At 38.1% G+C, this 22022-nt stretch carries 19 protein-coding genes, 2 tRNA genes, 3 rRNA genes and 1 other RNA gene; 18 read left to right on the top strand and 7 right to left on the bottom strand.

Annotated features, from left to right (window positions below):
- Positions 1-5: 5 nt before the first annotated feature.
- The 11 genes from ACZ5LY_RS05490 to rrf all read left to right on the top strand — a co-directional run bounded on the left by ACZ5LY_RS05490 (position 6) and on the right by rrf (position 11523).
- Positions 6-572: a helix-turn-helix domain-containing protein gene (locus ACZ5LY_RS05490; protein WP_464577308.1), complete on the top strand. Its 567-nt coding sequence runs from the start codon at positions 6-8 to the stop codon at positions 570-572.
- Positions 573-600: 28 nt separating this feature from the next.
- On the top strand, positions 601-2259 hold the full coding sequence (locus tag ACZ5LY_RS05485; RefSeq protein ID WP_464577306.1) for an AMP-binding protein: 1659 nt from the start codon (positions 601-603) through the stop codon (positions 2257-2259).
- A complete protein-coding gene (locus ACZ5LY_RS05480; RefSeq protein ID WP_464577303.1) occupies positions 2243-4705 on the top strand; it encodes a DUF5814 domain-containing protein in 2463 nt (820 codons plus the stop codon). Before ACZ5LY_RS05485 ends, ACZ5LY_RS05480 begins: the two co-directional genes overlap by 17 nt.
- Positions 4706-4716: 11 nt before the next feature.
- Positions 4717-5214 carry a S1 family peptidase gene (locus ACZ5LY_RS05475; RefSeq protein WP_187286188.1) on the top strand — a complete coding sequence of 166 codons (498 nt, stop codon included), beginning with the start codon at positions 4717-4719 and terminating at the stop codon, positions 5212-5214.
- 10 nt (positions 5215-5224) lie between these two features.
- Positions 5225-6007 carry a DUF1932 domain-containing protein gene (locus ACZ5LY_RS05470; protein WP_464577301.1) on the top strand — a complete coding sequence of 261 codons (783 nt, stop codon included), beginning with the start codon at positions 5225-5227 and terminating at the stop codon, positions 6005-6007.
- Positions 6008-6033: 26 nt separating this feature from the next.
- An RNA gene (ffs, locus tag ACZ5LY_RS05465) (signal recognition particle sRNA) lies at positions 6034-6349 on the top strand.
- Between the two features lie 17 nt (positions 6350-6366).
- Positions 6367-6453, top strand: a tRNA-Ser gene (locus tag ACZ5LY_RS05460).
- A gap of 207 nt (positions 6454-6660) precedes the next feature.
- Positions 6661-8140 (top strand): 16S ribosomal RNA (locus ACZ5LY_RS05455).
- Positions 8141-8199: 59 nt separating this feature from the next.
- A tRNA-Ala gene (locus tag ACZ5LY_RS05450) sits at positions 8200-8273 on the top strand.
- Positions 8274-8367: 94 nt separating this feature from the next.
- Positions 8368-11357: ribosomal RNA gene (locus ACZ5LY_RS05445) — 23S ribosomal RNA — on the top strand.
- A 47-nt stretch (positions 11358-11404) separates the two neighbouring features.
- Positions 11405-11523 (top strand): 5S ribosomal RNA (gene rrf / locus ACZ5LY_RS05440).
- The 16S, 23S and 5S rRNA genes sit together here with 2 tRNA genes alongside, the layout of an rRNA operon.
- A gap of 10 nt (positions 11524-11533) precedes the next feature.
- On the opposite strand, the gene ACZ5LY_RS05435 is transcribed toward rrf, so the two are convergent.
- Both ACZ5LY_RS05435 and ACZ5LY_RS05430 read right to left on the bottom strand, forming a co-directional pair.
- Positions 11534-12664, bottom strand: a complete 1131-nt coding sequence (locus ACZ5LY_RS05435; RefSeq protein ID WP_464577299.1) for a pyridoxal phosphate-dependent aminotransferase — start codon at positions 12662-12664, stop codon at positions 11534-11536.
- A complete protein-coding gene (locus tag ACZ5LY_RS05430) occupies positions 12625-14181 on the bottom strand; it encodes a radical SAM protein (protein WP_464577297.1) in 1557 nt (518 codons plus the stop codon). The genes ACZ5LY_RS05435 and ACZ5LY_RS05430 overlap by 40 nt, the downstream gene beginning before the upstream one ends.
- A gap of 212 nt (positions 14182-14393) precedes the next feature.
- On the opposite strand from ACZ5LY_RS05430, the gene ACZ5LY_RS05425 reads away from it, so the two are divergent.
- Entirely contained in the window at positions 14394-14552 is a 159-nt protein-coding gene (locus ACZ5LY_RS05425) for a hypothetical protein (RefSeq protein ID WP_464577295.1), read from the top strand.
- Positions 14553-14643: 91 nt separating this feature from the next.
- Here the strand turns inward: ACZ5LY_RS05425 and yjjX are convergent, their stop codons facing one another.
- The gene (gene yjjX / locus ACZ5LY_RS05420; RefSeq protein WP_464577293.1) at positions 14644-15636 is read right to left on the bottom strand and encodes an inosine/xanthosine triphosphatase; all 993 of its coding nucleotides are present in this window, start codon (positions 15634-15636) and stop codon (positions 14644-14646) included.
- Between the two features lie 86 nt (positions 15637-15722).
- Here yjjX and ACZ5LY_RS05415 point away from each other — a divergent pair, with 86 nt between their 5' ends.
- Positions 15723-16634, top strand: a complete 912-nt coding sequence (locus ACZ5LY_RS05415; protein ID WP_464577291.1) for a BadF/BadG/BcrA/BcrD ATPase family protein — start codon at positions 15723-15725, stop codon at positions 16632-16634.
- 1 nt (position 16635) lies between these two features.
- Here the strand turns inward: ACZ5LY_RS05415 and xerA are convergent, their stop codons facing one another.
- Positions 16636-17451, bottom strand: coding sequence for a site-specific tyrosine recombinase/integron integrase (xerA, locus tag ACZ5LY_RS05410; RefSeq protein WP_013413103.1), 816 nt, complete (start codon positions 17449-17451; stop codon positions 16636-16638).
- Between the two features lie 105 nt (positions 17452-17556).
- On the opposite strand from xerA, the gene ACZ5LY_RS05405 reads away from it, so the two are divergent.
- The gene (locus ACZ5LY_RS05405; RefSeq protein WP_013413102.1) at positions 17557-18402 is read left to right on the top strand and encodes an undecaprenyl-diphosphate phosphatase; all 846 of its coding nucleotides are present in this window, start codon (positions 17557-17559) and stop codon (positions 18400-18402) included.
- On the top strand, positions 18399-19433 hold the full coding sequence (locus ACZ5LY_RS05400) for a hypothetical protein (RefSeq protein ID WP_464577289.1): 1035 nt from the start codon (positions 18399-18401) through the stop codon (positions 19431-19433). The genes ACZ5LY_RS05405 and ACZ5LY_RS05400 overlap by 4 nt, the downstream gene beginning before the upstream one ends.
- 1 nt (position 19434) lies before the next feature.
- Here the strand turns inward: ACZ5LY_RS05400 and ACZ5LY_RS05395 are convergent, their stop codons facing one another.
- Together ACZ5LY_RS05395 and ACZ5LY_RS05390 are read right to left on the bottom strand one after the other, a co-directional pair.
- On the bottom strand, positions 19435-19677 hold the full coding sequence (locus ACZ5LY_RS05395; protein ID WP_013413100.1) for a DUF5320 domain-containing protein: 243 nt from the start codon (positions 19675-19677) through the stop codon (positions 19435-19437).
- 13 nt (positions 19678-19690) lie between these two features.
- Complete coding sequence (locus ACZ5LY_RS05390; protein WP_187286186.1) at positions 19691-19849, bottom strand: hypothetical protein; 159 nt, start codon at positions 19847-19849, stop codon at positions 19691-19693.
- A 347-nt stretch (positions 19850-20196) separates the two neighbouring features.
- On the opposite strand from ACZ5LY_RS05390, the gene ACZ5LY_RS05385 reads away from it, so the two are divergent.
- The 3 genes from ACZ5LY_RS05385 to ACZ5LY_RS05375 are packed head-to-tail and all read left to right on the top strand — an operon-like array spanning position 20197 to position 21506.
- Entirely contained in the window at positions 20197-20352 is a 156-nt protein-coding gene (locus ACZ5LY_RS05385) for a hypothetical protein (protein ID WP_013413099.1), read from the top strand.
- On the top strand, positions 20353-20817 hold the full coding sequence (locus ACZ5LY_RS05380) for a hypothetical protein (RefSeq protein ID WP_464577286.1): 465 nt from the start codon (positions 20353-20355) through the stop codon (positions 20815-20817).
- Entirely contained in the window at positions 20814-21506 is a 693-nt protein-coding gene (locus ACZ5LY_RS05375; protein ID WP_464577284.1) for a DUF116 domain-containing protein, read from the top strand. Before ACZ5LY_RS05380 ends, ACZ5LY_RS05375 begins: the two co-directional genes overlap by 4 nt.
- On the opposite strand, the gene ACZ5LY_RS05370 is transcribed toward ACZ5LY_RS05375, so the two are convergent.
- A complete protein-coding gene (locus tag ACZ5LY_RS05370; protein ID WP_013413096.1) occupies positions 21450-22016 on the bottom strand; it encodes a TIGR00267 family protein in 567 nt (188 codons plus the stop codon). The genes ACZ5LY_RS05375 and ACZ5LY_RS05370 overlap by 57 nt on opposite strands.
- Positions 22017-22022: the final 6 nt, after the last annotated feature.

Here is a 22022-nt window from a genome sequence, read left to right as displayed (position 1 = left end):
TTGGAATGAGTACAGTTGGCGAAAAAATAAAAAAAATTCGAAAAGATAGAGGAATGAGCATTTCTGAACTTTCAAAAAGTGCAGGAGTTAATAAAAAACTTATAAAAGAAATTGAAGAAGGAAATATTCTGCCATCTTTATCACCATTAATTAAGATATCAAGAGCATTAGGTGTTAGACTTGGCACATTTTTAGATGATGAAATACAGGAAGGACCAATAATAGTAAGAAAAGGCAAAAGCTCAAAAGTAATGCATTTTTCTGGAGAAGAAGATAGAGTTGATAAATCACATTTAGAATTTCACTCATTAGGTATGGGGAAGGCAGATAGACATATGGAACCTTTTGTTATCTATGTTGATTTACCACCTAAGAATTTTAAATTATCATCGCACGAAGGTGAAGAATTTATTTATGTTTTAAATGGTGAAATAGAAGTAATTTATGGAAAAAATAAATATAGGTTATCCGAAGGTGACAGTATTTATTATGATTCAATAGTACCTCATCATGTACATTCTGCAGGCAATAAACCTGCTAAAATACTTGCAGTACTTTACACGCCTTTTTAAACATGTTACTTGACATTAGGTGACTGTTATGGTTTTTACCGAAAAAACAATACATGAATTTTTAGAAGAACAAGCCAAGAAATATCCTAACAAAGATTTCATAGTTTATCCCGATCGTAATTTAAGATTTACATATAAAGAATTTAATGAAAGAGTAGATCTTCTAGCAAAAGGATTGTTACATATAGGATTAAAAAAAGGAGACCATATAGGTATATGGGCTACAAATGTACCGGATTGGCTAACATTCTTCTTTGCGGCGTCTAAGATAGGAGGGGTTTTAGTAACTATTAACACTGCCTATAAAAAAGATGAATTAAAATATGTAATGAAACAATCTGATATGAAAGCAATTGCATTGATAGAAGGTTTTAGAGATGTTAATTATCTTAAAACCATATATGAGTTAGTTCCAGAACTCAAAAAATATGAAAGAGGAAAACTAAAAAGTAAAAACTTCCCAAAACTCAAACATGTAATATATATTGGTGCAGAAAAACACAGAGGCATGTATAATACACATGAATTAATGCTTTTAGGAAAACATGTTCCAGATGAAAAACTTGAAAAAGCTAAAAAGCAAGTGAAAAATGATGATGTTGTAAATATACAATATACATCAGGGACAACAGGATTCCCAAAAGGCGTCATGTTGACTCATAGGAACATACTTAATAATGGTTATTATATAGGTGAAAGACAAAAATTCACTGAAAAAGATAAATTGTGTCTTCCAGTGCCAATGTTTCATTGTTTTGGTATTGTCCTTGGTTTACTTGCAATTCTAACGCATGGTGGAACTTTAGTGATGCTTGAATATTTTGATCCTTTACTTGTTTTGGCTGCAGTGGAAAAAGAAAAATGTACTGCTCTTTATGGAGTTCCAACTATGTTCATTTCAGAATTATCACATCCTATGTTTGACATGTTTGATTTATCATCTCTTAGAACTGGAATCATGGCTGGAGCTCCCTGTCCGAAAGAATTGATGAAAAAAGTCATTGAAAAAATGCACATGAAAGAAATAACAATAGTATATGGATTAACTGAAGCTTCTCCAGGTATTACCCAAACAAGTGTTGATGATCCTATTGATAAAAGAGTTGAAACTGTTGGAAAACCTCTACCAGAAATAGAGGTTAAAATTGTAGATCCAAAGACAGGAAAAAAACTTGGACCTGGTGAAGTAGGAGAGATATGTTGTAGAGGATACAATGTAATGAAAGGATACTATAAGATGCCAAAGGAAACAAAGGAAGCTATAGATGAAGATGGATGGTTACATACTGGAGATCTTGCAATGATGGATAAAGACGGATATTACAGAATAGTTGGAAGGATTAAGGAGATGATAATAAGAGGTGGGGAAAATATCTACCCAAGAGAAATTGAGGAATTTCTCCATAAAATGCCTGGAATTAAAGATGTACAAATTGTAGGAGTACCTGACGAAAAATATGGAGAAGAAGTAGCTGCATTTGTAATAAAAGAAGATGGAGCTGACATAAGAGAAGAAGACGTAATAGATTATGCAAAAGAAAATATTGCACGATACAAAGCACCTAAATATGTTTTCTTTGTGGATAAATTTCCATTGACGGCTAGTGGCAAAGTTCAAAAATTTAAACTTCGTAAAATTGCAACAGAAATGCTAGAAAAGAGGAAAAACAATGATAATATTAAATAAAAGGAGGAGAAAAATAGAATTATTTCTCGTAAAAAAACCAAAAGAGAACGTCCCAATCGAACCAATTTTATATGGTCATTTAAAATTTAAAAGTACACCAGCAGGTCCACGTATAAAAAGATTTATAATTATAAATAAGAAAAGTAAACCTTACCCACCATCAAAGGCAATAAAATTACTTAGAAGCCATAAAGTTTTTTTAGCAAATAGTGATAAAAACCTAGAAAAGTTCCTGGATGATTTTAATATACAGTATAAAAAGTTGATTGTTTGTAATCATTGTTTAATTGAAAAGCGCGTGACAATTCTCACAGAAAAAAATAGTTACAAATACAATAACCAGGCAATTTGTAAGGAGTGTGCAGAAGACATAATAAAGATGGAGCTTAGGTATATAAGCGCAAATAAATCTCTTATTAAAAAATTAAAAAATATTCTTGAAAGGATAAAGGATGTAGAAAAAATATTAAAAATTTTTGAACCTTCCTTTGATCCTGTAGAAAATCCAGAATTTACATTAATTGATAAAATAGAATGTGGAAAAGATAAAGAATTAAAAGTTAGTGAATTAAATATACCAAAAAAATTTAAATTTGTATTAAATCATTTAAAAATTAGAAAACTTTTACCTGTACAATATTTAGCAATAAAAAATGGATTAATTGAAGGAAAAAATTTAATGGTTGTTTCTGCAACAGCCAGTGGTAAAACATTGATAGGTGAGCTTGTAGGTATCCCATCTGCATTAGAGGGAAAAAAATTTATTTACTTAACACCATTAGTTGCCCTTGCAAACCAAAAATACAGAGAATTTAAATCCAAATATTCAAGTTTAGGTCTTAAAACAGCGATAAAAGTTGGTAAAAATAGAATAAAAGCAAAGGGTGAACTTAAAATACATGAAGATGATATCAGGGATGCTGACATCGTCGTTGGAACATATGAAGGTATAGATTTTCTACTTAGATCCGGTAAATCAAAACATCTGGGTGATCCTGGAGTTATAGTTATAGACGAAATTCACATGCTTGAAGATAGGGAGAGAGGTCCGAGATTAAATGGAATGATTAAAAGATTCATGAAAATATTTCCTAATTCACAAATAATTGCCTTATCAGCAACTGTAGAAAATGCTGAAGAAATAGCAAAAAAATTTGGATTAAAATTAGTTAAATACGAAAAAAGACCAGTGCCATTAGAAAAACATCTTATACTTCTAAAAAATAATGAAGAAAAGAAAGAAATAATTGCTAAACTAATAAAAAAGGAGTATAATAATATTTCAAAAAAAGGATTTAGAGGTCAAACAATAGTTTTTACTAATTCTCGAATGAAAACAAAAATGATTACAAATTATTTAAGAAGTAAAGGAATAAAGGCTGCGGCTTATCATGCGGGTTTGCCTTATCATAAAAGGGAAAAAATTGAAAAAGAATTTGCATCACAAAATCTAGAAGCTGTTGTTACAACTGCAGCACTTTCTGCTGGCGTTGATTTTCCAGCATCCCAAGTAATATTTGAAACTTTATTGATGGGTAATAAATGGATAGAAAATAATGAATTTCAACAAATGCTTGGAAGAGCTGGAAGACCTTCCTATCATGATAGGGGCATTGTTTATATTTTGGCTGAAATTGGGATGAATTTCAATGGAGAAACTGAGGAATCTAAAGCTGTTGAACTTCTTGAAGGAAACCTAGATCCTGTTGATGTTGATTATACTGATGAAGATGTTTTAGAACATGTATTGGCAGATATAACTTCTGGATCGGTTAAGAAGCCTCAGGATCTTACAAACGATGCTTCGTGGCCAATAGATTCTAAAGAGGCTGTACAAATACTTGAAAAACATGGGTTGTTGAAAAAATTTAAACCGACCGAATATGGTTTTGCAGTGTCTAAGTCATTTTTAAAATTAAATGAAGCAAAATATATAGAAAAAAATATTGGAAAGAAAGATGCGGTTAAAATTGCAGTCACTATTAATCCATTTGAGAATGCATATCTTTCAAAACAATTGCATAAACAATTAATTCATAACCTAGGTGTGAAATTCTCAAGTAGATTATTTGCTGATTCAACATTAGACATATTATCAAAAGGTAAAAATATAGTTGATTTGGATAAAAATTTACAAAAGGCTGTTATTAGACTTCAAATGGATTTTATTTCATGTAAATGTAAATATAGGCCATTTTGTGGCTGTACTCAAAAGAAATTTTCAGAATATATTATTAACTTGCGTCTTAAGGGTAAGGATCCAATAGAGATTAGTAAGAGTATCATGTCAAAATATAAAATACAAACTTATTCTGGAGATATTTTCAATTGGTTAGATAATATTTTGAGGACTTTTGAAGGAATGAAAAGAATCGCTTCAGCTTTTAATATTAATGAAGAAGTTGAAAAATTAAACAAAATCATAAAGAAAATAGAAGAAGGATAGATGTGATCAAATTGAGAAAAATAAAAATTGGAGAATTAGTGTCTTGTTGTAAAGGTATAAAAGCTGTAATTGGCGCGATTATTAAAAATAAAAATTCTTTTAAAATCATAACATCGTATCATGTATTAAAAATTTGTGGATGTAAAGAAGGAAGCGAAGTATATATAAACAGATTTAAAGGTAAAGTACAAAAGATTTTCAAAAATTTGGACATCGCCTTGCTTAGTTTTAACATTCCTTCAGATTTTGTTTTAACGTCAGAAATTGGAAATCCAAAATTAGGTTCTGCATATATATTGAGAAGGGGACATAAAAAACCATGTAAAATTATAGATATTGGAAAAACATTTCATAAATTATCTTTTCCAGCAAGAAAATTACCAGTGCCTGGAGACAGTGGTTCACCAGTCATACAAGATGGTAAGGTTGTGGGTATATTGTCTTCAATATATTACACAAATGCTACAGCTATAGCATCTTCCCTAGAAAAATTTTTAGAAAGGAAGTAATGTGGTGGCCATGAGGATTGGATTTATTGGATTTGGAGAAGTAAGTTCTACTTTATCACAATTTTTTAAGGATAAGGTGGAAGTACAAACATGTGTTAAAGGTAGGAGTGAAAAAACTAAAAAAATTGCAAAAAAACTTGGAGTAAAGATATACAAAGATTATAAAGACCTTGTAAAAAATTCTGACATTGTTATTTCAGCCGTTACTCCATTTTCAGCTTTAGATGTGGCTAAAAAATATGGAAAATATGTAAAAGGTATATATGTAGATGTGAATAATGTATCACCTCTAACAAAACATAAAATTTTGAAATATATTGATGAGGAAAAATTTGTTGATTGTGCAATAATTGGAAGAATAAAACGTAAATTTAAAATGATTTGTTCAGGTAAAAATGCAAATAAACTTAAAATATTGGAAAAATTTGGAGTACCTATTGAAGTTATAGGTTCAAAGGTTGGGGAAGCCTCAACATTAAAAATGCTCAGAAGTTTATATACTAAAAGTCTTGCTGCAATATTATTAGAAGTTTTTTCGGTTGCTAATAAATTAGGACTTATCGATGAATTACTTGAAATATTAGAGGAGACAGAAGGGAAGAAATTTGTAGATTCATGTAAGTCAAGAGTGGTAGGATCATTTATTCACTCAAGGAGAAGATATGAAGAAATATGTGAAATAGAAAAATTTATATTATCTCATAATTTGAAACCAATAATGATCAAATGTACAAAAAATATGTTTAAACATATAGAAGATGTTGACAAAGATTATATCAAAAAATTTAAATAAGATTGAAAAATAAAATATAAAATGGCAGCGAGGCTAGGCCGGGGGGTTAGGGGTCCCCTGTAAGCGCAAATCCCCTATATGGCGCGGCCGAAGCCCAGGAGGCGGCAAGACCGCCAGACATCGGCCTGAGGGTTAAACAATGAAGCCTCGTCCCACAGGGCCACCGGTGGCGAGGGTCCAGCTGGAGGGCTGGACCTAATCGCCTTTGCTGCGGGAACGGGTCAGGCCCGGAAGGGAGCAGCCCTACCGCAGACGGATGGTGCTTGTGGGTCAACGGGGTGGAGTCTAACCCTCAGATCACCGGTGTCTGGTGGTCTTGTCCACTCCTGGGCGTGCCTCGCTGCCAAATGTCTTCAGTAGCCGGGGTGGCCCAGCCTGGTAGGGCGTCGGCCTGCTAAGCCGATGATCCGTTAAGGATCGCGCGGGTTCAAATCCCGTCCCCGGCGTGCAATATTTTCTAATTTTTTTGTATTGATAGTGTTGCTAGGTATGTAATGCCATGGTACCGGCGTGGATTCGGAGTGCCTATTTAGGCTCGATGAAGAATCGCACTCCAGCCATGGCAACAAAATTGGTGAGAGCCTGAGTGAATAACTCAGGCTTGATCATAGGTCCCACGGGTGCTGGTAAAGTCCCAAAGGAATCCCCCGCCAACTCCGTTTGATCCTGGCGGAGGCCACTGCTATGGGGGTCCGACTAAGCCATGCAAGTCGAACGGGCCTTGTGCCCGTGGCGAACGGCTCAGTAACACGTGGACAACCTACCCTGGGGTCCGGGATAACCCCGGGAAACTGGGGCTAATCCCGGATAGGCGAGGTCTCCTGGAATGGGGCCTCGCCGAAAGGTCTTTTGACCGCCCCAGGATGGGTCTGCGGCCGATTAGGTAGTTGGTAGGGTAACGGCCTACCAAGCCTACGATCGGTACGGGTTGTGAGAGCAAGAGCCCGGAGACGGGGCCTGAGACAAGGCCCCGGGCCCTACGGGGCGCAGCAGGCGCGAAAACTCCGCAATGCGCGAAAGCGCGACGGGGGGACCCCCAGTGCCACTCCGTAAGGAGTGGCTTTTCCGGAGTGTAAAAAGCTCCGGGAATAAGGGCTGGGCAAGACCGGTGCCAGCCGCCGCGGTAACACCGGCAGCCCGAGTGGTGGCCGCGTTTATTGGGCCTAAAGCGTCCGTAGCCGGTCCGGTAAGTCTCCGGTGAAAGCCCGCAGCTCAACTGCGGGAGTAGCCGGAGATACTGCCGGACTTGGGGCCGGGAGAGGCCGGAGGTACCCCCGGGGTAGGGGTGAAATCCTGTAATCCCGGGGGGACCACCTGTGGCGAAGGCGTCCGGCTGGAACGGGCCCGACGGTGAGGGACGAAAGCCAGGGGAGCGAACCGGATTAGATACCCGGGTAGTCCTGGCCGTAAACGATGCGGACTTGGTGTTGGGGCAACCTCGAGTTGCCCCAGTGCCGAAGGGAAGCCGTTAAGTCCGCCGCCTGGGGAGTACGGCCGCAAGGCTGAAACTTAAAGGAATTGGCGGGGGAGCACCACAACGCGTGGAGCCTGCGGTTTAATTGGATTCAACGCCGGACACCTCACCGGGGGCGACGGCAGGATGATGGCCAGGTTGATGACCTTGCCTGACGAGCCGAGAGGAGGTGCATGGCCGCCGTCAGCTCGTACCGTGAGGCGTCCTGTTAAGTCAGGCAACGAGCGAGACCCGCGCCCCTAGTTGCCAGCGGGTCCCGTAAGGGACGCCGGGCACACTAGGGGGACCGCCAGCGATAAGCTGGAGGAAGGTGCGGGCGACGGTAGGTCCGTATGCCCCGAAACCCCCGGGCTACACGCGGGCTACAATGGCCGGGACAATGGGTACCGACCCCGAAAGGGGGAGGTAATCCCATAAACCCGGCCGTAGTTCGGATCGAGGGCTGCAACTCGCCCTCGTGAAGCTGGAATGCGTAGTAATCGCGGGTCACTATCCCGCGGTGAATACGTCCCTGCTCCTTGCACACACCGCCCGTCACGCCACCCAAACGGGGTTCGGATGAGGCCATGGCCTCTGGCCATGGTCGAATCCGGGCCCCGTGAGGAGGGCGAAGTCGTAACAAGGTAGCCGTAGGGGAACCTGCGGCTGGATCACCTCCTTAAAATAATAATATTCCTTTGGGACACCAAAAGCACCCGTGGGACCTTTTTTTATTTTTGGGCCCATAGCTCAGCCTGGGAGAGCGCCGCCCTTGCAAGGCGGAGGCCCCGGGTTCAAATCCCGGTGGGTCCATGCAACTAGCCATCTTATGATGGCTAGTGAAGCTAGATGATCAAAGATGATTCTAGGTGCATAGGTAGTTCGTGGACACCAACTGTAGGGAACTGGTCCAAGGTTTAAGCCGCCCGGTGGATGGCTCGGCTTGGGCGCCGACGAAGGCCGTGGCAAGCTGCGATAAGCCCGGGTGAGGCGCATGCAGCCGTAGAGCCCGGGATCGCCGAATGGGACCTCCTGGCCCTCCGTAAGGAGGGTCACTCCGTAAGGAGGGGGAACCCCCCGAACTGAAACATCTTAGTAGGGGGAGGAAAAGAAAGCAAAAGCGATGCCGTGAGTAGGGGCGACCGAAAGCGGCACAGGACAAACCGAACCCTCTGTAGCGATACAGGGGGGATGTGGTGTTGCAGGATGGCAACATATGTTCCCTGCCTGGTGAAGCCGAAGTCCGGCTGGAATGCCGGCGCCGGAGAGGGTGAAAGCCCCGTAGGCGTAAGCCAGGCAGGGAACGTTGCCATCCTGAGTAGCGTCCCTTGGATATGGGGCGCGAATCTGGGAGGCATCGACTCCCAATCCTAAATACGTCCCAAGACCGATAGCGCACTAGTACCGTGAGGGAAAGCTGAAAAGAACCCCTGACGGGGAGTGAAAAGAGCCTGAAACCGGGCGGCGACAATCCGGCAGGGCGCGAAAGAGATGACCCACCCCAAAAGAAACCCCGGCGACGGGGGAGTATGAGGGGTGGTGATCGGCGTCCTGCCGTCCGTGTTGAAACACGGGCCAGGGAGTTCACGGCCGTGGCGAGGCTAAGGGGTTTACGCCCCGGAGTCGTAGGGAAACCGACATGCCCGCAGCACTTTATGTGCGAGGGGCGGGGTCCGAAAGGGCCCGGAGTCACGGCCGTGAGACCCGAAGCCGGCCGATCTAGCCCTGGGCAGGGTGAAGCCACTCTTACGAGTGGTGGAGGCCCGAAGGGGTGTTGTAGTGCAAAACGCTCCCCTGACCCGGGGCTAGGGGTGAAAGGCCAATCGAGGCCGGTGACAGCTGGTTCCACCCGAAATGGCTCGCAGGCCAGCCCGCCCGGAGGCAGGTGGCGGGGTAGAGCACTTACTGGGTGTGCAGGGGGAGAAATCCCTCGGCACCCTGTAAAACTCCGAACCCGCCACCGCCGTAGAAGGGCGGAGTCAGGGGCACGGGGTAAGCCTGTGTCCCGAGAGGGGAACAACCCAGACCGGGGTTAAGGCCCCTAAATGCCGGCTAAGTAGCGAAGGTGGTCCCCGGCCTCAGACAGTGAGGAGGTAGGCTTAGAAGCAGCCATCCTCTAAGGAGTGCGTAACAGCTCACTCACCGAGGCCGGGGGCGCCGAAAATGGACGGGGTTTAAGCCGGCTGCCGATACCCCGGAGCACCGCGAAATGCGGTGATCTGGTAGGGTGGCGTCCCGCCAGGGCAGAAGCGGGGGCGTGAGCTCCCGTGGACCTGGCGGGAATGAGAATCCTGGCGGTAGTAGCAGCAAAGTAAGGTGAGAATCCTTACCGCCGAAAGGGCTAGGGTTCCTGGGCAATGTTCGTCAGCCCAGGGTTAGTCGGTCCTAAGGCCAGCCGTAACCCGGCCTGGCCGAAAGGGAAACAGGTTAATATTCCTGTACGGCCCAGGTACGCGGCGACGCAAAGGCTGGCTCCTGACGCCTCGGGGTAGGCCAGGTGGGGCTGTCGCCCCATTTAAAGGCTGAAGCCTGGGGAGTCCCGTAATGGGGAGAACCAGGTGAAGGCCTGAACAGCCGTCCCTTAAGGGACGGTCTGGCCGATCCCCGGGGCCCTTGAAAAGGGAGCCAGCTATGGATCCTGGGCCACCGTACCGAGAACCGACACAGGTGCCCCTAGCTGAGAAGGCTAAGGCGTGTCAGGGTAACCGGGCTAAGGGAAATCGGCAAATTGGCCCCGTACCTTCGGAAGAAGGGGTGCCAGCCGCGAGAAGCGGCTGGTCGCAGTGACTAGGGGGGCCCGACTGTTTAATAAAAACATAGCTCCCAGCTAGCCCGTAAGGGTGAGTACTGGGAGTGACACCTGCCCAGTGCCGGCACGTGAAGCCCCGGTTCAACGGGGTGAAGCGCCGGTAAACGGCGGGGGTAACTATAACCCTCTTAAGGTAGCGAAATGCCTTGCCGGATAAGTACCGGCCTGCATGAATGGTTGAACGAGGCCCCCACTGTCCCTAGCCCGGACCTGGTGAACCCGCTTTCTGGTGCACATGCCAGATACCTCCGGTGGGAAGCGAAGACCCCGTAGAGCTTTACTGCAGCCTGCTGTTGGGGTCTGGTCATGGGTATGCAGCGTAGGCGGGAGGCTTCGAAGCCAGGTCGCCAGGCCTGGTGGAGCCGCCCATGAGACACCGCCTTCCCATGGCCGGGCCCCTAACCCCCGAAAGGGGGGACAGCAGTAGGTGGGCAGTTTGGCTGGGGCGGCACGCCCTTGAAAAGATATCAAGGGCGCCCAAAGGTCGGCTCAGGCGGGTCAGGAACCCGCCGTAGAGTGTAAGGGCAAAAGCCGGCCTGACTGCACCCCTAACAGTAGGGGGTGCAGGGGCGAAAGCCGGGCCTAGCGAACCTCCGTGCCTCCTCGATGGGGGCCGGAGATGACAGAAAAGCTACCTCGGGGATAACTGGGTGGTCGCGGGCAAGAGCCCACATCGACCCCGCGGCTTGCTACTTCGATGTCGGCTCTCCTCACCCTGGGCGTGCAGCAGCGCCCAAGGGTGGGGTTGTTCGCCCATTAAAGAGGAACGTGAGCTGGGTTTAGACCGTCGTGAGACAGGTTGGTTGCTATCTACCGGAGGTGTTGGCTGCCTGAGGGGAAGGTGGCCCTAGTACGAGAGGAACGGGCCGCCGGCGCCTCTGGTGTACCGGTCGTCCGACAGGGCGACGCCGGGCAGCTACGCGCCGGGTGATAAAGGCTGAAAGCATCTAAGCCTGAAGCACCCCCCGAAAATAGGCAGCCATAAGGGGGCGCCTAAAAGAGGCGTTTGATGGGGCGGAGGTGTAAGCCTCGAGGCGAAAGCCGAGAGGCTTAGCCTGCCGCTCCCAACACCCCGAAAACCTTGGACCAGTTCCCTACAGGTGATATCCACGAACTACCTATGCACCTAGAAGGGTACGGCGACCATAGCGGGGGGGCCACACCTGAACCCGTTCCGATCTCAGAAGTTAAGCCCCCCTGCGTTGGAGGTGGTACTGCAACGTTAGTTGCGGGAAGCCTCCAACGTCGCCGGCCCACTTCATTCTTATCTTTTCATCTTTTTCTCAATTCTATTCATTGCTTTTTCAATATTTTTTAAAGAAGTAGCATATGATATTCTCACATGTCCTGCTCCATATTTACCAAATGTTCTACCAGGTACAACTGCAACACCAGCATCAAGAGCATTTTTTGTGAAATTTAATTCATCTCCAACATATGGAAATACATAAAAAGCTCCTTCTGGTTTTTTACAATTAATACCAATTTCATTTAATCTTTCAACTATAAAATCTCTCCTCTTTCTAAATTTATCCACCATCTCTACAACATATTTCTGTGGACCCTTTAATGCTGAAAGTGCAGCAATTTGTGATATTGATGGTGCACATGCAACGTTGTATTGATGAATCTTCAATGCTTTGTTTATTATTTCTGGAGAAGCAACAAAATATCCAACACGCAATCCTGTCATTGCATATGTTTTAGAAAAGCTATTTACAATAAAAGCATTTTCTGTATACTTCCTAGGACTATAATGTTTTTTCTCATATATTATTTTCTCATAAACTTCATCTGAAATTATAAATATTTCATTATCTTCTGCAATTTCTGCAATCGCCTTTACATCATCTTTATCCATAACATTCCCTGTAGGATTAGATGGCGAATTAAGTATTATAAGTTTGGTATTATCTGTTATAAGATTTTCAACCACGTCTGGATTTACCCTAAAATTTTCTTCTGATTTTAAAGGTATTGAAACTGTTTTTCCACCAGCAAGTTTTACACATGCATCATAAGATAAAAATCCAGGATCTGGTACTAATACCTCATCTCCATTATCAACAAAAATATTTATAAGAATGTAGAGAGCCTCACTAGCTCCAGCAGTGACCATTATTGATTCTGCATCAGTATTTATTTTATTTTCTTTTTTTAATTTTCTTGCAATTGCTTCTCTTAATTCATAAATTCCCAAGTTAGGTGTATAATGTGTGAAATCTTCATCAAGAGCATCTTTTATTGCATCTTTAACATGTGGTGGTATTCCAAAATCAGGTTCTCCAATACCAAGATTTATAATGTCTTGTTTTTTTTCAGCTAAATCAAACATCTTCCTAACTTCTGATAACTTTACTTCTTCGATTCTTTTAGCAAACATTTTTTTTGACATCCATAACACACTCCTTCTTCACACCAAGGAGTTATCTCACCTTTTTTCATTTTGTAATATTCCTCCAAAATAAAATCGTCTCTCAGACCAACATCTATATTTTTCCAGGGCAATTCATCGTCTACATTCCAAGGCTTAGCTTTTTTCATCCATTCCCTGAATGATATTCTGGATTTTACAGATCTCTCCAATAATTCACCAACGTCTTTTCCTCCAATTGAAAGTACATATTGAATCAATGCCAATTTTGGATTTCCAAATTTAGCCCTATATCTCAACTTTTTTTTCATGAACCTTATTTTTTTATTTATATCTTCGAAATCGAATTTTACCCATTGAAATGGCGTGTGGGCCTTTGGTATTAATGGATTAACACTGAAATTGATCCTATATTTCCCTATACGAAGCAATTTTTGCATGAATTCAACAACTTCTTTAATATCTTCTCCTGGAACTCCCACTAAAAAATACATTTTTATTTTTAATCCAGCCTTTATAGAATTCTGAACAGCTTCAAAAACCTTTTCATCTGTTATTGTTTTATTTAAAATTTTTCTTACATTCCACGTAGATTCTGGAGCAAGTGTTATTGTTTTTGTTCCACTCTTAGCTAAAATTTTTATTAAAAAATTTGAAAGACTATCAATTCTAAGAGAAGGCATGCTAATTTTAAAATTTCTTTCAAATAAACTCTCACATAATTTTTCAATTTTTGAATAATCAGAAACTGAAGATCCTATTAAAGATATCTTATTTAAGTTAGTAACTTCCCTACCTCTCTCAGCTATCTTAATTAATTTCCCTAAAGAAGTTTCACGTCTTGGTCTATATATATAACCTGTCATGCAAAATCTACAACCACGTGTACATCCTCTTGAAACTCCTAGTAAAAACGAATGTCCTAGCGCAGGTATAAATCTTCTATCCTTAGTTTCAGGTACAATTTGATAGATAGGATGACATGCTTTGTCCATATTTTTTACAATTACTCTCCTCACAGGTTTATCTGGTATATATACACCTTCTATTTCTCCAAATACATCAATTTCTTTTCTTGGATTTTCCAATTCCAAATAAGTGTCAACTATTTTATTTAAAACCTCCTCTCCTTCACCTATAACAAATAAATCAATAAATTTTGACATTGGTAATGGGTTTGAAGTTAAACAAGGGCCTCCAGCTATAATAAGCGGATCGTTTTCATCCCTTTCTGATTTATCAAGCTTTATACCGCTGCTTTTTAGCATTTTAAGAACATTAAAATAATCTTCCTCATATTGCACAGTAAAACTTACAATATCAAAATCTTTAAGATAAGTGCCTGATTCTAGACTTTTTGAATAAGGATAAATAATTCTTTCGCACCAAACATCTTCTCTTGAATTTAAGAGATTGTATAATATATGAAATCCTAATGAAGACATTGCAACTTTATAGACATTAGGATAACAGATTGCAAATCTAACACTTACATTTTTTGGATTTTTTATGACTACATTGTGTTCACGGACTACCATTGGTTCTGTACCTCTTAATTTTTATTACAAAAAATTATCATGAACCATTAAAAAATATCAACAATAAAAATTTGTTGTTAGACTTTCTAAAAATTTCATATGTACGACTTTAAGATTTTTAGTTTGTCGCTAAACGATAATTTAGCGACATAAAAATTTTATATAAAGAACTAAACAATATTTATTTTTAATATTGATTGGAGGTATTTTCTATGGCAAAAGGAGTTGTTTATGTATTAGCTGCGTTAGTTATTTTATTTGGCTTGTTTTTTGTGGCGGGATTGTTTAGTTCTACACAAAGTGGAGGAGGAGAAGGTATACAAAAAATATTCGTTGACATTAGGGAAAGGATAGAAAACATAAATTATTAATATTCCAGGTGATAATCCAATTGATAATATTCCAATTAATAATACCCCCATCAACAACATTCCAAACCCTGAAGAACAAGGTGGCGGATAATTATCGTGGAGATGATAAATAATAATCTCTATTGATCCAAGGTATCATTGCTGTAAGTACACATTGTTCTGTGTTTTCAACTCTGTCTAGCAAGCCTTTGGATAGATAACTGATAGCTCCTTCTTTTTCTCCTAAATTTTTTATTCCTGTAAATTTCTCCATTATTTCACCAACTTCTTTACCTTCCATAACTTTTTTTATCACAAAAGGAGGATACTCAAATCCTGCACTAGCACCTAAAGTAACCTTTTCTCCATTATATATTGCACACCACTGAATATCCATAAAACCTGTTATTGTTTTTGGAACTTCAACTAAACCAGCTTCTATACCAACACTAAAATTATATTCTTGAGAATATGCATTTTTTGCTCTATTAATGGCTCCAGTTATAGTTTCTTCTATACCTATTGGCTGTGGAGATACACCGCTATTTACATCCTTAGAATCCACTACAACTTCTCTATCCTTAAAAATCTTTTTAAATATATTTTTTGTTGCCTGTATTTTTACAGGATTTTTAGATCCAACAACAACTTTTACCTTTTTTAACCTTCCTTCTTTATCAATTTCTCCTTTTCTGATTCTTGTTGATGAAATAGGTTTCCCATCTTCAGCTAAAACCATATCTATCACAATGATATCTAATTTTTTCATTCCTTTTATTTTTCTTATTTTGTTGATTTTGTGTGCTGTTGCTTCAGTTTCTCTACTTACAACGATTGCATCAATTTTTTCATCATATATAGTTGGTCCATACCTATCATTTAATTTTTTTAATTCATACCTACCTTTATATTTTGAAAGAAATTTTTTTAAATTTTTTACCCTTAAATTATAAGGATCCACGTCGCTTCCTTTTTTAGATGCAAATTCATCCGATGTTACTCCAATAAGTATTTTCTTCCCAATTTTAAATGCTGTTTGAAGCAACCGCTTATGACCTATATGGAGCTTATCAAAAGTACCTCCCACTGCAACATATCTATACATGTTTTCTCACACCAGTCTACACTTGATGATACTATAACTTTTAATTAAATTTTTATTTTAAATTTTTATGAGGAGGTAGTTTAATTTTGAGAGATGAATATGTTATAGGTGTTGACGGCGGGGGAACAAAAACAACTGTAGCACTAGCAAATTTAGATGGGAAAATTGTGAAAAAAATAAAAACAAAAGGTAGCAATATAAATAAATTAGGATTTAAAAGAGCCATTTCTAATTTAGAAGAAGCAATATCAAAAATATCAAGAAGTAAAAAAATTAATTATGGGTTTGTTGGATTGGCTGGTGGATTAGAAAGAAATAAAATAAAAAAGGAAAAAATAAAGAGATATCTTAGGAAAAAATTTGAATTTCCAATAGATGTTGAAGGTGATCAAATAATAGCATTTAGAGCAGGGACTGATAGAAAAGATGGAATCGTTGTAATTGCTGGAACTGGATCAATATCTATGGGATGGAAAAAAGGAAGAGAAGAAATTTCTGGAGGTTGGGATTGGCTATTTGGAGATCAGGGTTCTGGATTTTGGGTAGGTAGAAAGGTTTTGGAGGAAATAGCAAAAAGCTTAGATGGTAGAAGAAAAAATTTAAAATTAAAGAATTTTATTTTTAGAAAATTAAAAATAAAAAATGGTCAGGATTTATATCAAAAATTTTATAGTGAGGATTTTATTGAGAAGGTCGCATCACTTTCAAAATTTGTTGATCAGTTCTCACAAAAAGGAGATAATTTTTCCAAGTCTATTTTGATTAAGGCTGCTGAAGAAGTTTCAAAAATGGCTATAACAGTGATTAAAAAACTGAATTTTAAAAATGAAGAATTCCCGGTAGTACTCTCTGGCGGCATGTTTAATTCAAAAATTTTTTTAAGTGTCGTGAAAAGGAGAATTAAAGAAGAAGCAAAGGATGCAAAGTTCATATTATTAAAGAATGAACCTGTAGTGGGTGCTATTAAACTAGCCATAGAGAGATACAAATCATCTTAACTTATCTATTCCATATTTTATCATACTTTTCTTTCAGTTTTTTATTAGTTACTTTTGTATAGATCTCTGTTGTACTTAAACTTGAATGTCCAAGAAGTTTTTGTATATATCTGATGTTTAATCCCTTCTCTAATAAATGAGTTGCATAACTATGGCGCAAAACATGAGGGGTTACTCTTTTTTTAATTTTAGCTTTTTTTGCAGTTTTTTTAACGATCCTTTGTATTTGTCTAACTGATATGTCAATTAACTTTTCGTTTACACTGTTATTTTTAATATATTTCTCCAACAATGTTTTACATTCTTCATCAAAAAACACTACGCGCTCTTTATTACCTTTACCACGAACTTTTATACTTCTATCAGTAAAATCTATATCTTTTAACTTTAAATTAACTAATTCGGAAACACGCAATCCTGTTTTATACAGTAGCATTAGTATAACTTTATCTCTCAATTTTTCAGCTGCTTTAAACAATCGTTTTACTTCTTTTTCTGATATTGATTTAGGTATGCTTTTAGGAACTTTAGGTGTTTTTAGGTTATTAGGATCCATGTTTAAAGTTTTTAAAAGATTTCTAAAAACTACTGCAACTAGGTGTCTATATCTCTCAGATCTATTTTTTCTTTTAAGTAAAACCAGGTATCTCTTCATTTGTTTTATTAAATCACGTTTTTTATTAATTTCTTTATCTTCAATAAACCTTAGAAATGAATTTAAAATATAGCTGTAAGTTCTTATCGTACCATCAGAATAGTTCCTAATTTCCATATCTAAAATTAAATCATCTATAGCTTCTCTAATTTTTGATTTCATGAATACACCTTTTTAATATTTTTCTCAAAGGGAAAATTATAAATAAAGGTGTGAGGAATCTGGATTAGATATAACCTAATTCAAACAAGATAATATGGTGATATCATGAATGTATTCGATGGAATACTACTTGGAATTGTACAAGGATTAACAGAGTTTTTTCCTGTTAGTAGTAAAACACATGTAATTTTAGTCTCTTACTTCCTAGGTATACAAATGACGCTTGCTTTTGCTGTGGTAGTACATATAGGTAGTGTAATAGCTGAATTCTTTTATTTCAAAAATGATATAATAAGATTAACAAGGGCTTTCATTCAAAGTATTTTAGATGTATTTAAAGGCAGATTTAGAAAAGAATTTAGAGAAAATGAAGAAAAGAAATTAGCATGGTTGATATTAATTGGAGTAATTCCAGCAGGTATTCTTGGAACTACCTCCAAAAAATTTTTTGAAAAGTTGTTTAGTAACCCTAACTTACTTACCATAGGATTATTGTTAATATTTACTGGTCTACTTTTATATATTGGAGAGGAAGTAGGAAAAAGAATTAAGAATAAAAAAAGATCTGCAAAGGATATGGGTATTAAAGATGCTTTACTAATTGGCATAGCTCAGGCTTGTGCTTTAACCCCCGGAATATCACGTTCAGGATCAACAATATCTGTCGGACTAATTTTAGGTCTTAAAAGAGAATTGTCTGCCAGATATAGTTTCTTATTATCTATACCTGCAATATTAGGGGCATTAATTGTTGAACTTAAAGAAATAACTCTAGGATTTTGGTTGATGGGAGGTGCATACTTAGGTGGGCTTATAGCAACTGCAATTGCAGTATATGTTGCAGTTAGAACTATACTAAAAATTGCTCCAAAAAGAAGCTTTACAATATTTTCATATTATTGTTGGATTGTTGGGATATCAATATTATTGTACTACTTGGTGATAAAATGAAGAAATGTATTTGTGATCTTAATCTAGAGTTTGAGATGGATACTTTAGAGAAGATAAATATGGATTTTTGTGAGAAAAACTATACTGATGGTTTGCCAATAATTCCTCCAACAAGGGAACGTGTTGAAAGATTTTACAGACATACAAAGCGGAAACCCGAAGATTTATTGGCAGTATTGCCACCCAGGTATGGTAAAGCAACTGTAGAAAAAATTGCTATAAATGCTGTGATGGCAGGATGCCTACCTAATTATATGCCTATACTAGAAGCAATTATTATTGCAATGTCCAAAGATAAATTTAATTTACCTGCAATAAACGCAACTACACATCCTGTAGCGATATGTGCGATATTGAATGGACCAATTTGTGATAAACTTGGTTTCAATTCAGGTGTTGGATGTTTAGGCCCTGGAAGTATTGCAAATGCCACAGTAGGTCGTGCAATACGTTTATGTTTGATAAACATTGCTGGTGCAGTTCCTGGTATTGGAGATCATGCAACACATGGTTCACCAGCAAAATATAGTTATTGTTTTGCAGAAAATGAAAAAGAAAATCCCTGGGACCCTTTACATGTAGAAAGAGGATTTTCTAGAAAAGATAATACTGTGACTGTAATTGGCGTTGAGTCTCCACAAAATGTTAATGATCATAGAAGTGAAAAGGCTGAAGATTTGTTAGATACAATAATACATACTGCATCAACAGCAGGATGTAATAATAGTCATGTACCTGGTGAAATATTATTAATAATAGGTCCAGAACATGCAGAAATAATAAAAAAAGATGGATGGGAAAAAGAAGATATAAAAGAATATGTACATGAAAATGCATTAGTACCAGCAGAATTAGCTGACAGAGGTGGAAGAAAACTTGATAAAAAATGGTTAAAAAATGGGGAAGTTCCTATTACTCGTTCTCCTGATGATGTTATTGTAGTAGTGGCTGGCGGCCCTGGAAGACATAGTATGGTTGCGCATGGTTTTGGAGGTTCTTCAGAATCTGTCACTGTAAAGATAGATATGTAATTTATTCTTTTTTAATTCTCTTTTCTAGTTCTTTTATTTTTTCTTCTATCCACCTTTTTTCTTCTCTTAATGCTTCAAGTTCTCTTTTTATATCTTCTTCTTTGTAGAATTCTGGGTAATAACGTGGGTACAATTCTGATACATGGTAAATTCTTCCTCTTACATCTTCATAAAATGCGTGTGGGCCAAATCCACATCTGCAAGGACCTATGTACCTTAAACCCCTAAAGAATCTTCTGTACATATATTATCACCTCCTAATCTACTGCTATTAATCTTACACCACAGTCTGGACATTTTTCAGATCTGCATGGCTTTCCAGGAACTTTTGGAAACTCTTTACCACAAACTGGGCATTTACAAGCTCTTGGTGGACCAAATCTTCCACCACCAGCTCTTCCTCTTCCGTTTGGCATTTTAATCACGTTTTGAATATATATTCAAAAACATATATATAGTTTACTATTCATAAAAAATACTATTTTAATATTCAAAAAAAATTAGAAAAAGAAAATAAGTTTACTTCTTGGTTTTAGCCTTTTCTCGTCTTTTTTTTGATAATTCTATAGATTATCAATGCTAATATCAATGCTATAAGCCATAGAGGTATAACAAATATTCAGTGGATTATATCTTCCATAATTAATTTCTGTAATAACTTTTCCATCCATAGTAATTCTAAATGTTGTCTTATATCTTATAAAAACAAAAAAATTAAATGTTAAGAGATTCAAAAATTATTAAAAATTATAGGTGTTAAAGAATGTGCAGTACAGGTGGACCAACAATTGATGTAGATTTAGGTAAACTAAAAACAAAAAAATGTAAATGTTTAGATTGTGGAAATACCTTTAAAGGTGTAGGTAAAAAAATAGTATGTCCTTCTTGTCAATCTGAAAACGTAAAATGTTCAGAATAAATGAAGTTTAAATTAGGGTATTCCGAAATATTATTTTTGGAAGGTAGAGATGGCATTGTAGGTATAGCTAGGCCTACTTCTAAAAGAATATACATGGCTTTGCCAAATAATGAAGAAGTTGTAATATATCCTAGTAAAGAATATTTAATTGTATTTTCTGTTTTTGAAAATAGTGAGAAAGGAAAAAGAAGTATTAAATGCATGTATCACCTAATCAATGAATTGAAATCACCTCTAATAGTACTTCCACCAAACCATCCAATTTCAAAAAGATTAAAAATGGTTGTTTCAATTAATCCTCAAATACGCTTAAATTGTAATATAACTCCAGGTACGCATCCAAAACAAGATTTACTTTGTTCTACTGAGGAATTATCTGGTATAACAATAATAGGCAATGAAAATGGTGAGGTTGAAATTAGGGGAAATTTAAATAATGTAAAGATAAAAAAAGATAAATTATGACAATATATGAAATAATTGGAATAACAGTAATATTTGGCAGTATTGCTCTCTTAATACTTTTAATATTAAGTCTCATTTTAGGAAAAATTTTATTAAGAAAAAATAAGCTTTTATTTCCTAAATTACTTCTTTTTACTTTAGATGTTTTCTATGGTGCATTTAAAAAATTTGCTAAATTATGTGGAATAAATGAAGATATAATAGATCAAATAGGTGTTGAAGTAAGGAATAAAATCAATGAGAATAAATTTAAAAAAATAGATAACAAAGATAAATTGTTAATATTGCCTCATTGTTTAAGAGATCCAAAATGTAAGGCAAAATTATCAAAAAATGGTTTAGAGTGTAAAAATTGTGGTCATTGTGTAATTGGGTTAATAAAGAAAAAAGCAGAAGAAGTGGGATATAGAGTATTTATAGTCCCAGGATCATCATTTGCTAAAAGGATTCTCAAAGAAAATAAATGTAAAGCTGTTCTTGGAGTGGCATGTTACCGAGATCTTAATATAAGTATGATGAAAATATCTAATTTGCCGATAGTAACACAGGGAGTGCCTTTATTAAAAGATGGATGTTTTAAAACTGAAGTCGATGTCGATGAAATATTTAAAAAGATTGGAATCAGGGAAAAACTAGTGAAGTGCACCCAAAAAGGATGCAATCAAACCTATGAGAGTTCCAAGAGCTAAAACTTCAATACAGGTTTTTAACACATTTTCTTTAGCTACAACTCCAAGATAAATACCAAGAAGCCCCAATGATATCATACTTAACAAGAGTGTTACCATTGTAGCTACAATTCTATCATTTAATAACAAAAAAGGCAATGCTGGAACAAAGGCTCCGATAAAGCTTGAAAATCCATGAACAAACACACTCATATATATCCTATGTTTTGCTTGTTCATGTATTACAGTTCCATCTAATTTTCCTTTTTCCACCAGCATTTTTTTTTCAAGTTCTCTTAGTGTCCTTGTTTCAACAGCTCTTTCTCCTAAAAAAGATCCAAAGGCATTTGACATTGCTAATGCTATCCCACCACTTAACCCTGTTAATCCTATTACATAATTAGGCATATGGCTGACAGATCCTGAAATTCCACTGCTTGTTAAAACAATGCCCATAACTGCAAGTATTCCATCCAAAGTCCCCAATGCAATATAGCGACTCATCCCAAAAAATTCTTTTATAAACTTCATTTCTCA

It is taken from the genome of Methanothermus sociabilis (assembly GCF_055392295.1).
Note: the sequence above shows the minus strand (reverse complement) of the source record. Positions and strands in the feature narration are given on the sequence as shown.